Annotated in this window: 11 protein-coding genes and 1 riboswitch; of the genes, 9 read left to right on the top strand and 2 right to left on the bottom strand. The window is 72.7% G+C overall.

Translation table 11 applies throughout. The annotated features are described in order from the left end of the window. Positions 1-177 precede the first annotated feature (177 nt). Positions 178-798, top strand: a complete 621-nt coding sequence (locus tag CG723_RS04980; protein WP_100592000.1) for a TetR family transcriptional regulator — start codon at positions 178-180, stop codon at positions 796-798. Positions 799-1,091: 293 nt separating this feature from the next. Here the strand turns inward: CG723_RS04980 and CG723_RS04975 are convergent, their stop codons facing one another. Together CG723_RS04975 and CG723_RS04970 are read right to left on the bottom strand one after the other, a co-directional pair. Beyond that, on the bottom strand, positions 1,092-1,325 hold the full coding sequence (locus CG723_RS04975) for a ferredoxin (protein ID WP_100591999.1): 234 nt from the start codon (positions 1,323-1,325) through the stop codon (positions 1,092-1,094). After that, on the bottom strand, positions 1,325-2,806 hold the full coding sequence (locus CG723_RS04970) for an aldehyde dehydrogenase (RefSeq protein WP_100591998.1): 1,482 nt from the start codon (positions 2,804-2,806) through the stop codon (positions 1,325-1,327). The genes CG723_RS04975 and CG723_RS04970 overlap by 1 nt, the downstream gene beginning before the upstream one ends. 191 nt (positions 2,807-2,997) lie before the next feature. Between CG723_RS04970 and CG723_RS04965 the strand changes: the two genes are divergently transcribed. The 8 genes from CG723_RS04965 (at position 2,998) to CG723_RS04930 (ending at position 11,690) form a co-directional block, all read left to right on the top strand. Beyond that, positions 2,998-4,035 carry an MBL fold metallo-hydrolase gene (locus tag CG723_RS04965; RefSeq protein WP_100591997.1) on the top strand — a complete coding sequence of 346 codons (1,038 nt, stop codon included), beginning with the start codon at positions 2,998-3,000 and terminating at the stop codon, positions 4,033-4,035. Positions 4,036-4,190: 155 nt separating this feature from the next. Beyond that, positions 4,191-4,457: a hypothetical protein gene (locus CG723_RS04960; RefSeq protein WP_100591996.1), complete on the top strand. Its 267-nt coding sequence runs from the start codon at positions 4,191-4,193 to the stop codon at positions 4,455-4,457. A gap of 12 nt (positions 4,458-4,469) precedes the next feature. Next, complete coding sequence (locus CG723_RS04955) at positions 4,470-5,675, top strand: SPFH domain-containing protein (RefSeq protein WP_100591995.1); 1,206 nt, start codon at positions 4,470-4,472, stop codon at positions 5,673-5,675. A 137-nt stretch (positions 5,676-5,812) separates the two neighbouring features. Continuing rightward, a riboswitch (cobalamin riboswitch) is annotated at positions 5,813-5,897 on the top strand. Between the two features lie 121 nt (positions 5,898-6,018). Next, a complete protein-coding gene (locus tag CG723_RS04950; RefSeq protein ID WP_100591994.1) occupies positions 6,019-7,242 on the top strand; it encodes a prenyltransferase/squalene oxidase repeat-containing protein in 1,224 nt (407 codons plus the stop codon). Further along, positions 7,239-7,904 carry an SCO2322 family protein gene (locus CG723_RS04945; protein ID WP_100591993.1) on the top strand — a complete coding sequence of 222 codons (666 nt, stop codon included), beginning with the start codon at positions 7,239-7,241 and terminating at the stop codon, positions 7,902-7,904. The genes CG723_RS04950 and CG723_RS04945 overlap by 4 nt, the downstream gene beginning before the upstream one ends. A 53-nt stretch (positions 7,905-7,957) precedes the next feature. After that, positions 7,958-9,160, top strand: a complete 1,203-nt coding sequence (locus CG723_RS04940) for an energy-coupling factor transporter transmembrane component T (protein ID WP_107489190.1) — start codon at positions 7,958-7,960, stop codon at positions 9,158-9,160. Further along, the gene (locus CG723_RS04935; protein WP_100591992.1) at positions 9,157-10,848 is read left to right on the top strand and encodes an ABC transporter ATP-binding protein; all 1,692 of its coding nucleotides are present in this window, start codon (positions 9,157-9,159) and stop codon (positions 10,846-10,848) included. The genes CG723_RS04940 and CG723_RS04935 overlap by 4 nt, the downstream gene beginning before the upstream one ends. After that, positions 10,845-11,690, top strand: a complete 846-nt coding sequence (locus CG723_RS04930) for an ECF transporter S component (RefSeq protein ID WP_100591991.1) — start codon at positions 10,845-10,847, stop codon at positions 11,688-11,690. The genes CG723_RS04935 and CG723_RS04930 overlap by 4 nt, the downstream gene beginning before the upstream one ends. Positions 11,691-11,829: the final 139 nt, after the last annotated feature.

Genomic DNA, 11,829 nt, shown 5'->3' with positions numbered 1-11,829 from the left:
CAAGTTTCAGAGTTGCCGGCTCTTTGATCCTTCAAGGAGCACAGAATCTACCGGCAGGTAGCCTCGCTGTAACGCTCGGATCAGGTGATTCGCGCCACGACGGAGCCCCCGCTCCCCTGCCATGATGAGCCTCTCGAAAGCACCGGATTACGGCTTGACAGCCACGGAACGGGACACATGACAGCGGAAGCGAAGACAGCACATCCGGCGTCGCCACCCCTCACCGAGCGCCAGGAGGCGCGCCGCCGCCGCATCCTGCACGCGAGCGCCCAGCTGGCCAGCCGCGGCGGGTTCGACGCGGTGCAGATGCGTGAGGTCGCCGAGTCCTCGCAGGTCGCGCTCGGCACGCTGTACCGGTACTTCCCGTCCAAGGTGCATCTCCTCGTGGCCACGATGCAGGACCAGCTCCAGCACATGCACGCGACGGTCCGCAAGCGCCCGCCCTCGTCCGACCTGCCGTCGGAGCGGGTCGCGGAGACCCTGATGCGGGCCTTCCGCGCGCTCCAGCGCGAGCCGCACCTCGCCGACGCGATGGTGCGCGCCCTGACCTTCGCCGACCGCAGCGTGAGCCCCGAGGTCGACCAGGTCTCCCGTCAGACGACGGCGATCATCCTGGACGCCATGGAGCTCGACGACCCGACGCCGCAGCAGCTCTCCGCGGTCCGCGTCATCGAGCACACCTGGCACTCGGCGCTCATCACCTGGCTGTCGGGGCGCGCCTCGATCGCACAGGTGAAGATAGACATCGAGACGGTGTGCCGGCTGATCGACCTCACCACGCCGGACGCGAAGAAGTAGGCGCCCCGGGGCGGGGCGGCGGCCCCGGGCCGCGAGCGGCGCCGGGGCACGCGAAAGACCTACGAGACGGGTTCCCTGCGCCGGCATGGTCCGGATCAGGTGTTAGGGGTCGCCTTCCGGCTCTGCTACTGCCTTCTGGCCTCTCAGCCCTACCGTCGACGTCGGCCACGGCGGATGCCGTTTGCGTCACGCCACAGTCGGCTACTCCGGTGGGACTCCCTCACTCGCCTCATAGGCCAATTACCACAATAGACCGCCCATGTCATGACGCAACCCGCCAAAGGGGATTTTTTTCAGTCTTCCGGCGGGAAGACCGGCTCCCCGCTGCCGAGGAGCGTGATCATGACGGCCTCCACGGGGCAGCCCTCCGCCGCCGCCAGGATCTTCTCGTTGGCGTCGGCCTGCGCCTCAAGAGGGCGGGACTGCCTGCCGGAGTCGAGACGGAAGGCGTCCGGGGCGTGGTGGACGCACTGGGCCGAGCCGATGCACACGCCCCGGTCGACCTCTACGTGCCAGCGGTCCCCCATCACGCCTCCCAGCCGGCCGGCAGATGGATCATCTTGTGCTCCAGGAAGGCGCCGTATCCCTCGGGCCCGAACTCCCGGCCGAGACCGGAGTTCTTGTAGCCGCCGAAGGGGCCGAGCATGTCGAGGCTGAAGGTGTTCACGCTGTACGTGCCGGTGCGCACCTGCCGTGCGACGTCGATGCCGTGCGCGACGTCGGCCGTCCACACGCTGCCGCTGAGCCCGTAGTCGGAGTCGTTGGCGATCTTCACCGCCTCGGCCTCGTCGCCGTACGGGAGCAGGCAGATGACGGGGCCGAAGATCTCCTCGCGGGCGATGCGCATCGAGTTGTCGACGCCGCCGAAGAGGGTCGGCTCCACGTACCAGCCCCGGTCGAGCCCGGCGGGACGGCCGCCGCCGGTGAGGATCTTGGCGCCTTCCTCCTGTCCGATGCGGATGTAGTCGAGGGAGCGGCGCTGCTGGCGCTCGGCGACCAGCGGGCCGACCTGGGTCGCCGGGTCGAGCGGGTCGCCGACGACGAGCGCGGCCGCCGCCTCCGTGAGGGCTCCGGCGAACTCGTCGTAGCGCGAGCGGGGCAGGAGGATGCGGGTCTGGGCGACGCAGGCCTGGCCGTTGTTCATCCAGGCGGACTGGACGAGGCCGGGGACGGTCGTCGCGAGGTCCGCGTCCGGCAGGACGACGGCCGCGGACTTCCCGCCGAGTTCGAGGGTGACATGGGTGAGGCCCCGCGAGGCGACCTCCATGACGCGGCGGCCCGCGGCCACGGACCCGGTGAAGGAGACCTTGTCGACGCCGGGGTGCCCGACGAGGTACTCGCTGACCTCGCGGTCCGCGGGAAGGATGGACAGGACCCCCTCCGGAAGGCCCGCCTCCTTCGCGATCTCGCCGAGCAGATACGCGTCGAGCGGCGATTCCGGGGACGGCTTGAGGACGACGGTGCAGCCGGCGAGCAGCGCGGGCGCGAGCTTGGCCGCGGCCACGAACTGCGGGACGTTCCACGGGACCACGGCCGCCACGACGCCGACCGGCTCGCGCCGCACCAGGATCTTCCCGAGCGCGCCGTCGCGTGTCTCCTCGTACGTGAAGTTCTTGGCGACGGTGATCGCGGAGTCCCACACCATCATCGCGCCGAGCGCCTGCGCGAGGACGCTCCAGGAGTACGGGGAGCCGTTCTCCGAGGAGATGAGGCGGGCGATCTCCTCGTGCCGTACGGCGATCGCGTCCTTGATGCGGGTGACGACCGCGATCCGCTCCTCGAGCGGGAGCCGCGGCCAGGGGCCCTCGTCGAACGCCGTACGGGCGGCGGCCACCGCGCGGTCGACATCGGCGGGCGCGGCGTGCGGCACGCGCCCGAAGACCTCGCCGGTGTGCGGGGAGATCACCTCGATGACGTCCGTGCCGGACGGCTGGGTCAACTCCCCGCCGATGTAGAGCTGTCCGTGCTCCACGAACTCGTGCTCAAGCCGTTCCTCATGCCCGGTCATGACCGACCGCCTCTCGCGGGAAGTTTTCTGACACTGCATCAGAACCTCTGGAAACTGATACCAGTTCCAGTTCCAGGAGTCCACGGATCGGCACGGCGACCGTCACGCAACAAGTCGACCCGGGCGACCATTGGAACAAGTTCTATTACAGTGGCGGGAGTTCGAGGTCGTCGTACGAGAGGTGGGGCCCGATGACGCAGGTGACCGACCACGGCGGAGGCGTCTGGTCCCTTCGGGTGCCGATCCCCGACAACCCGCTCGGCTTCACCCTGGTCCACCTCCTCGACACCGACCGCGGGCCCGTCCTCATCGACACCGGCTGGGACGACCCCGAGTCGTGGGACGCGCTCACCGGGGGACTCGCCGCCTGCGGCACGAGCGTCGGTGAGGTGACGGGAGTCCTGATCACCCATCACCACCCCGATCACCACGGTCTGTCGGCCAAGGTGCGCGAGGCGTCCGGCGCCTGGATCGCCATGCACGAGGCGGATGTCTCCGTGGTGCGCCGCACCCGGGAGAACCCGCCGGAGCGCTGGTACGCGTTCATGGCCGCGAAGCTCGCCGCGGCCGGCGCCCCCGAGGAGCACATGGCGCCGCTGATCGCCGCCCGCGACTCGGGCCGGGCCCGCAGCCTCCCGGGCCTCGCCCCCGCGCTCCCCGACCGCACCATCACCCCGGGCGATCTGCTCGACCTGCCGGGCCGCCGCCTGCGCGCGATCTGGACGCCCGGCCACACCCCGGGCCATGTCTGCCTGCACCTGGAGGAGGACCACCCCGCCGGGCTCGCGGGCAACGGCCGCCTCTTCTCCGGCGACCATCTGCTCCCGGGCATCACCCCGCACATCGGCCTCTACGAGGACCCCGACGACGCCACGGTCACCGACCCGCTCGGCGACTACCTGGACTCGCTGGAACGCGTCGGGCGCCTGGCCCCCGCCGAGGTGCTCCCGGCCCACCAGCACACCTTCACCGACGCCCCCACCCGCGTACGGGAGCTGCTCGACCACCACGAGGAGCGCCTCACCGGCCTGCTCACCCTGCTCGCCACCCCGCTCACCCCCTGGCAGCTCGCCGAGCGGATGGAGTGGAACCGGCCGTGGGAACAGATCCCTTACGGGTCACGCACCATCGCGGTCTCGGAGGCCGAGGCGCACTTGCGCCGGCTGGTGAAACTGGGCCGCGCGGAGGCGGTCGCCGGGAGCGACCCGGTGACGTATGCACCGGTCTGACCTACGCACTTGACCTGTGCTTTACCGGCGTTGCGCGATCTTTACCGGGTGTGCGAAACAGCCTGCCCGGCGGGCCTTCCTCCGCATGGTCGGCGGGTGGCAACAGGCGTAATGTCTGGCATCTCAGAACTGGACCGACAAGGGGGCGGCCACCGATGGCGCCGGACGAGGCCGTGGTCGGCTGTACGGGGAAGCTGGTCATCGCCACGCGCGGAGCCGAGGGCCCGGGCGAGGTACTGGTGCGGGTGAGGGGCGGCAGCGAGACGTTTCTCGCGTGGTCCGACGAACCCATGGAGCGCGGGTCGACGGTCCTGGTGATCGAGTCCCGCGGCACCCGCCAGGTCGTCGTCATGGCCTGGAGCGATCCGTCGCTCGACGACGAGCGGACCGACGGCTCCGGCGACACGGGTGACGCCCGCTAAGGAGACTGAAGGATGTTCGGATATCGCGTTCCCGCTCCCGATGAGGCGATGCTGATCTCGGGTGGCAGGCGGGGACTTGGGGGAGCGCCGTTCCGGGTCGTGACGGGACACGGAAAATTCGTCCTGCCCATCTTCCGCAAGACCCGCTTTCTGTCCTTGGCCATGTCCGAGGCCGAGGTCGTCGAGAAGTGCGTGACCCGGCAGGGCATCGCCCTGACCGTGCGCGCCGTCATCGCGTTCAAGGTCGGCAACGACACGGAGTCCATCGTCAACGCCGGCCAGCGCTTCCTGTCCGACCAGGACCAGATGTCGGTCCTGACCGGCCGGATCTTCGCCGGTCACCTGCGCTCCATCATCGGCTCGATGACGGTCGAGGAGATCGTCACGGAGCGGCAGAAGCTCGCCGCCGAGGTGCTCGACACCTCGAAGGCCGAGATGGCGAAGATCGGGCTGATCGTGGACTCGCTCCAGATCCAGTCCATCGACGACGGCAACACCGGCTACATCGACGCGATGTCCGCCCCGCACAAGGCGGCCATCCAGCGGCAGGCCCAGATCGCCCAGGCGCAGGCCACCCAGGCCTCGACCCAGGCGGAGCAGGAGGCCCAGCGCAACCAGGCCGAGTACGCGCGGCAGACCGCCGTCGTCCAGGCCGAGTACAAGGCCGAGGTGGACCGCGCGCAGGCGGCGGCCGCCCAGGCCGGGCCGCTGGCCCAGGCGCACGCCGAGCAGGAGGTCCTCGCGGCGCGCACCGAACTGGCCGAGCGGGCCGCCGAACTGCGCCAGCAGCAGCTGGTGGCCGAGGTCGTGAAGCCCGCGGAGGCGGACGCCGAGCGGATCCGCGTGATGGCCATCGCCGAAGCCGAGCGGATGAAGATCCAGGCCGCGGCGGCGGCGTCGTACGACCGGGTCGCGCTCGACCGGATGCTGATCGACCAGCTGCCGCAGATCGTGAAGGAGGCGGCCGGCGGTCTCAAGGGCGCCAACGTGAACGTGCTCAACGGCGCGGACGGCCTCGGTGAGATCGCGGCCGGACTCGTCGGCCAGGGTCTGACCATCCTGGACTCGGTCCGCCGCAACCTGGGCGGCCCGGACGGCGACGCCAAGAAGAGCGGCGGCGAGATGGAGATCCAGCGGTACCTGGGGGCGGCGTCGAGCCCGGTGGACGGTCGCGACGGCCGTGACAGCGGCGACGACGGGCCGGTCGACATCCGCTAGGCACTGGCGTCATCAGCTGGGCGCACTCGTCCCGAAGGGCCGGGGCAGACTTCGGTCTGTCCCGGCCCTTCGGGCGCCCCGGGGGAGGTCCCCTACGGGCCGGTACAGTGGGCGGGTCGTCATCATGCCCGCACGGGGGGAAGCCGGTGCGAATCCGGCGCTGACCCCGCAACCGTGAACCACGTAGGTGGTGAGCCGGACTGCCCCGTGCGGCGCGTGACCGGCTCGTGTCATCGGCCCCCGCCGGTGGCCGGCACCGTCGAGGCATACGGAGCCGGAGCCGCCCGGTGCCCGCGTGTGCCGTGCCGCCCGGCTCCCCGCAGGGAGAGGCACCCGCCCCACCATGAACATTCGCCGCAGCGCCGCGCTCGTGGCGGCCACCGCCGTCATCGGCATGGCCACCGCCCCGGCCGCCCTCGCGGACGGCTCCGCGCCCTCCGCGTCCCCCTCGGTGGCGATCCCCTCCGGGCTCTACGGGAAGGGCGACCCGACGTACGACGGTGTCTGGCGGCAGTCGATCGCGCTGGTCGCGCAGGACACCGTCGGTGTGAAGCCCGCCGACAAGGCCGTGGACTGGCTGACCGGGCAGCAGTGCACGAACGGCGGGTTCGCCGCCTTCCGCGCCGAGCCGGGCAAGGAGTGCGACAAGAAGACGCTCGTCGACAGCAACAGCACGGCCGCCGCGGTGCAGGCCCTCGTCGCGGTCGGCGGCCGCGAGGGCGAGGTCACCCGCGGCGTGGACTGGCTGAAGAAGGCGCAGAACGGCGACGGCGGCTGGGGCTACAACCTCGGCATGGACAGCGACGCCAACTCGACCGCCGTCGTGATCGGCGCGCTCGTCGCGGCCGGTGAGAAGCCCGCCGACGTGAAGTCGGGCCGCGGCAAGACCGGCCAGGACGCCTTGGCCGCGCTCGCGCTCCCCTGCTCGGACGCCAAGGACGGCGGCGCGCTCGCCTATCAGCCCGACAAGAAGGGCAAGCTGGCCGCCAACGCGGACGCCACCGCGGCCGGCGTGCTCGGCGCGCTCGGGACCGGCATGGCGCCCGGCAAGGGCAAGGCCCCGGACAGCTACGTCTGCAAGGACGGCAGGACGGCCGGGGACCTCGCGCACAACGCCGCCGTCTACCTCCAGGGCCAGCTCAGCACCCGCCTGTACCTGAAGGCCGTCACCCCGGGCAGCACCAAGTCGCAGCCCGACTACGGCAACACCGCCGACGCGGTCACCTCGATCGCGGCCGCCGAGGGCGTCAAGTACACGAAGGACCCGTACGCCTGGCTGGAGAAGAACGCCGGGGACTGGGCCGAGCAGTCCGGTCCGGCCGCCTACGCCCAGCTGATCTTCGCCGCGCACGCGACGGGCAACGACCCGCGTGACTTCGGCGGCACGGACCTGGTCAAGGCCCTGAACGCGACGGGCCCCGCGCCGTCCTCCACGAAGGCCGCCACGGCCGACGAGAAGAAGGACGACGACGGCGGCATCAGCGTCTGGTACGTCGTCGCCGTCGCGGCCGTCGCCGGTATCGGCATCGGCTTCCTGTTCAGCGGCCGCAAGAAGCAGCAGCTGTGACCACGTACCGCCGCCGAAGCCTGGCCGTTCTCATATCGGGCGTGCTGTGTGCGCTCGTCGCGGGGGCGGGCCAGGCGCAGGCGACCGGCTATCGCTACTGGTCGTTCTGGGACCGCGACGGCTCCGCTTGGGTGTACGCGTCGCAGGGCCCGTCGACGGCCCGCCCGTCGGACGGTGATGTGCAGGGGTTCCGGTTCTCCGTGAGCGAGGACTCGCAGGACTCGGCGAAGCCGCGCGGGGCTGCTTCCTTCGACGCCATCTGCGCGGACACTCCGGCGAAGGGCGGCGAGAAGCGGGTGGCGCTCGTCGTCGACTTCGGCACGGCGCAGGACGCGCCGTCCGGTGAGACGCCGCCGAAGGCGCGTGCGGCGTGTGCGCGCGTCGCGGACGACGCGACCAGCGCGGAGGCGCTCGCCGCCGTCGCGAAGCCGCTGCGCTACAACAACCAGGCGCTGCTGTGTTCCATCGCCGGCTTCCCGAAGACGGGCTGCGGCGAGCAGGTGTCTTCCGCCAAGGGGACTTCCGAGGGGACCGAGCCGGGCAAGTCCAAGGACGCGGCGTCCGACGGCGGTGGCCCCTCCGTCGGCCTGATCGCGGGCGGCGCCGCCGTCGTCGTGCTCGGCGCGGCCGCGGCCTGGCAGGCCCGCCGCAGGCACGGCTGAGGCAGGCACGGCTGACGCAGGCACCTGACCACAGACACGGACACGACGATTCGATGAGCAGCACCGGCGCAGGTTCACCGCACCCCGCCCCGCGTACGCGCCTCGCGCGCGACCCGGGGACGGGGCCGTCCGCGCGCCGTCGTCCGCTCGCCGCTCCCCGGGCCCACCGCTCGAACGCGCTGCACCCAGGCGCCTGGTGGCTCTGGGCGCTCGGGCTCGGCACCGCGGCTTCCCGGACGACGAATCCGCTGCTGCTCGCGCTGCTCATCGGGGTGGCCGGGTATGTGGTGGCCGCGCGGCGCACGTCGGCGCCGTGGGCGCGCTCGTACGGGGCGTTCGTGAAGCTGGGGCTCGCGGTGATCGGGATCCGGCTGGTGTTCGCGGTGTTCCTGGGGTCGCCGATCCCGGGCACGCATCTGCTCGTCACGCTGCCCGAGGTGCCGCTGCCCGAGTGGGCGCAGGGGGTGCGGATCGGGGGCCGGGTCACGGTCGAGGGTCTGGTGTTCGCGCTGTACGACGGCCTGAAGCTGGCCGCGCTGCTGATCTGCGTGGGCGCGGCGAACGCCCTCGCGAGCCCGGCCCGCCTCCTCAAGTCCCTGCCGGGCGCGCTGTACGAGGCCGGGGTCGCCGTCGTCGTCGCGATGACGTTCGCGCCGAACCTGATCGCCGATGTGCGGCGGCTGCGCGCCGCGCGCCGGCTGCGCGGCCGGCCCGACAAGGGGCTCCGGGGCCTGGCGCAGGTCGGTCTTCCCGTCCTTGAGGGCGCACTTGAGCGGTCGGTGGCGCTGGCCGCCGCGATGGACGCGCGCGGGTACGGGCGCACGGCCGAGGTCCCGGTCGCCGTGCGCCGGGCCACCGCGGTGCTGACGCTGGGCGGTCTGGTCGGGGTGTGCGCGGGTACGTACGGGCTGCTGACCGCGGACGGCGCGCGGTACGGGCTGCCCGTGCTGCTCGCCGGGGTGGCGGCCGCGCTCGGCGGGCTCTGGCTCGGCGGGCGCCGCTCGGTCCGCACCCGGTACCGGCCCGACGTGTGGGGCGTGCGGGCATGGCTCGTCGCCGCGTCGGGGGCGGCCGTCGCCGCCGTGATGATCCGGGCCGGTTCCTACGATCCCTCGGCCCTGGCGCCCGGCGTCGTGCCGCTCGCCGCGCCGACGCTGCCGCTGTGGCCCGCGGCCGGGGTGCTGCTCGGACTGCTCCCGGCGTTCGTGGCGCCCGCGCCGCCGCTCGCCGAAACGCCCTCGAAGGAGGCTTCATGATCCGGTTCGAGGACGTCTCGGTGACGTACGACGGGGCCGCGACACCCACGGTCCGTGACATTCGACTCGACGTGCCCGAGGGCGAGCTGGTGCTGCTCGTGGGCCCTTCGGGCGTCGGCAAGTCGACGCTGCTCGGCGCGGTGAGCGGGCTCGTGCCGCACTTCACCGGGGGCACACTGAGCGGGCGCGTCACCGTGGCGGGGCGCGACACCCGTACGCACAAGCCACGCGAACTCGCCGACGTGGTGGGCACGGTGGGGCAGGACCCGCTCTCCCACTTCGTCACCGACACAGTCGAGGACGAGCTCGCGTACGGCATGGAGTCGCTCGGGCTCGCGCCCGACGTGATGCGGCGCCGCGTCGAGGAGACCCTCGACCTGCTCGGCCTCGCCGATCTGCGCGACCGTCCCATCGCGACGCTGTCCGGCGGGCAGCAGCAGCGCGTCGCCATCGGCTCCGTCCTCACCCCGCACCCGCGGGTCCTGGTCCTCGACGAGCCGACGTCCGCGCTCGACCCGGCCGCCGCGGAGGAGGTCCTCGCGGTGGTGCAGCGCCTCGTGCACGACCTCGGTACGACGGTCCTGATGGCCGAGCACCGGCTTGAGCGGGTCGTGCAGTACGCGGACCAGGTCGCGCTCCTCCCAGGACCCGGCGAGCCCCTGCTGCTCGGCGCGCCCGCCGAGATCATGGCCGTATCGCCGGTGTTCCCGCCGGTCGTGGACCTGGGCCGCCTCGCGGGCTGGTCACCGCTGCCGCTGACGGTGCGGGACGCGCGGCGCAGGTCCGGGGAGCTGCGGGAGCGCCTGGCGGGGCACGAGCCGCGCGAGCCTCATGAGCAGCCGCAGGCCACTGCCTCCCCCGACTCCCGCCGGTCCCCGCTGCGCCGCACCCGCAAGCAGCCCGAGGTGGCCGCCGTCGCCGAGGTCGCGGGGCTCGCGGTGCGGCGGGGGCGCGTCGAGGCGCTGCGCCATGTCGACCTCACGGTCGGGCCCGGCGAGATCGTCGCCCTGATGGGCCGCAACGGCGCCGGCAAGTCCACTCTCCTGTCCACCCTGGTCGGCCTGGTCCGCCCGTCGTCCGGCACGGCCCTGGTGGGCGGGGCGGTCCCGCACCGCACGGGCCCGCGCGAGCTGATCCGCCGCGTCGGCCTGGTCCCGCAGGAACCGCGGGACCTCCTGTACGCGGACACGGTGGCCGCCGAGTGCGCCGCTGCCGACCATGACGCGGGCGCGGGGCCGGGCACCTGCCGCGCCCTTGTCTCGCGGCTGTTGCCCGGCATCGCGGACGACACCCACCCCCGTGACCTCTCGGAAGGCCAGCGCCTCACCCTCGCCCTGGCGATCGCGCTGACGGCCCGCCCTCCGCTGCTCCTGCTCGACGAGCCGACGCGTGGCCTCGACTACGCGGCGAAGGCCCGCCTGATCACGGTCCTGCGCGGCCTCGCGGCCGAGGGGCACGCCGTCGTCCTGGCCACGCACGACGTGGAACTGGCCGCCGAGCTGTCCCACCGCGTCGCCGTCCTCGCCGACGGCGAGATCGTGGCGAACGGGCCCACGCCCGAGGTGGTCGTGGCCTCCCCCGCCTTCTCCCCCCAGGTCGCCAAGGTCCTGGCCCCGGGCGAGTGGCTCACGGTGGCCCAGGTCCGCGAGGCCCTGGAGTCCGCGGGCGGGCCGGAGGAAAGGGTATGAAGACCGCACCCGGGACCGGGCGCCCCGACCGCCAGGCCCGCGCCGTACGTCTCGGCCCCCGCTCCGTGGTGGCCCTGCTCCTCGTGAGTGCCGTGGGGGTGGCCGCCTTCGGGTGGCCGCTGCTCGCGGGCCCTTCGTCGCAGGTCAGCGCGCATGCGCAGGACGCGCCCTGGCTGTTCGCGGGGCTGCTCGTCCTGCTGGTGGGCGTGGTGGCGGCCGCCGTGTCCGAGGGCGGGGTCGGGCCCAAGGCGGTGGCGATGCTCGGGGTGCTTGCCGCGACGGGCGCCGCGCTGCGCCCGATCGGGGCGGGGACCGCCGGGATCGAGCCGATGTTCTTCCTGATGGTGCTGAGCGGGCGGGTGCTCGGGCCGGGCTTCGGGTTCGTGCTCGGGTCCGTGACCATGTTCGCGTCCGCGCTGCTCACCGGCGGTGTCGGTCCGTGGATGCCGTTCCAGATGCTGTCGATGGGCTGGTTCACGATGGGCGCGGGACTGCTCCCCGGCCCGGACCGGCTGCGCGGCCGCGCCGAGGTGCTGATGCTGGCGGCGTACGGGTTCCTCGCCGCGTTCGCGTACGGCACCGTCATGAACCTGGCCGGCTGGCCGTTCCTGGACTCGCTGTCGTCGAGCGTCGCGTTCCAGGCGGGCGCCCCGCTGCACGAGAACCTGGTCCGCTTCCTCGCCTACTGCCTGGCCACGTCGCTGGGCTGGGACCTGGGCCGGGCGGCCCTGACCGTCGTCCTCACCGTCACCGTCGGCCCGGCGCTCCTGAGGGCGCTGCGGCGGGCCACGCGCCGGGCCGCGTTCGAGGCCCCGGTCACATTCGAGGGCACCGAGCCGTAGCGCTTCACGCGCGCTGCGTCACCGAGACGTGCCCGCGCCGTGAAGCACCGCACATGACCCACGTCACCTACGAGGCGCGGCCGTAGACGCGGAGGCTTGACGCGTCCCCACCAAAACACCCTCCGACCTGGGTAATGAG

Origin of the sequence: Streptomyces sp. CB01635 (assembly GCF_002803065.1) — a bacterium.
GTDB lineage: Bacteria > Actinomycetota > Actinomycetes > Streptomycetales > Streptomycetaceae > Streptomyces.
The sequence above is the reverse complement of the archived record's forward strand: the minus strand, read 5'-3'. Positions and strand labels throughout refer to the sequence as shown.

What these genes read in the sequence shown, in the direction of transcription:
- CG723_RS04980 (WP_100592000.1), top strand. Translation starts at nt 178, where the DNA reads ATGACAGCGGAAGCGAAGACAGCACATCCGGCGTCGCCACCCCTCACC.
- CG723_RS04975 (WP_100591999.1), bottom strand. Translation starts at nt 1,325, where the DNA reads ATGGGGGACCGCTGGCACGTAGAGGTCGACCGGGGCGTGTGCATCGGC.
- CG723_RS04970 (WP_100591998.1), bottom strand. Translation starts at nt 2,806, where the DNA reads ATGACCGGGCATGAGGAACGGCTTGAGCACGAGTTCGTGGAGCACGGA.
- CG723_RS04965 (WP_100591997.1), top strand. Translation starts at nt 2,998, where the DNA reads ATGACGCAGGTGACCGACCACGGCGGAGGCGTCTGGTCCCTTCGGGTG.
- CG723_RS04960 (WP_100591996.1), top strand. Translation starts at nt 4,191, where the DNA reads ATGGCGCCGGACGAGGCCGTGGTCGGCTGTACGGGGAAGCTGGTCATC.
- CG723_RS04955 (WP_100591995.1), top strand. Translation starts at nt 4,470, where the DNA reads ATGTTCGGATATCGCGTTCCCGCTCCCGATGAGGCGATGCTGATCTCG.
- CG723_RS04950 (WP_100591994.1), top strand. Translation starts at nt 6,019, where the DNA reads ATGAACATTCGCCGCAGCGCCGCGCTCGTGGCGGCCACCGCCGTCATC.
- CG723_RS04940 (WP_107489190.1), top strand. Translation starts at nt 7,958, where the DNA reads ATGAGCAGCACCGGCGCAGGTTCACCGCACCCCGCCCCGCGTACGCGC.
- CG723_RS04935 (WP_100591992.1), top strand. Translation starts at nt 9,157, where the DNA reads ATGATCCGGTTCGAGGACGTCTCGGTGACGTACGACGGGGCCGCGACA.
- CG723_RS04930 (WP_100591991.1), top strand. Translation starts at nt 10,845, where the DNA reads ATGAAGACCGCACCCGGGACCGGGCGCCCCGACCGCCAGGCCCGCGCC.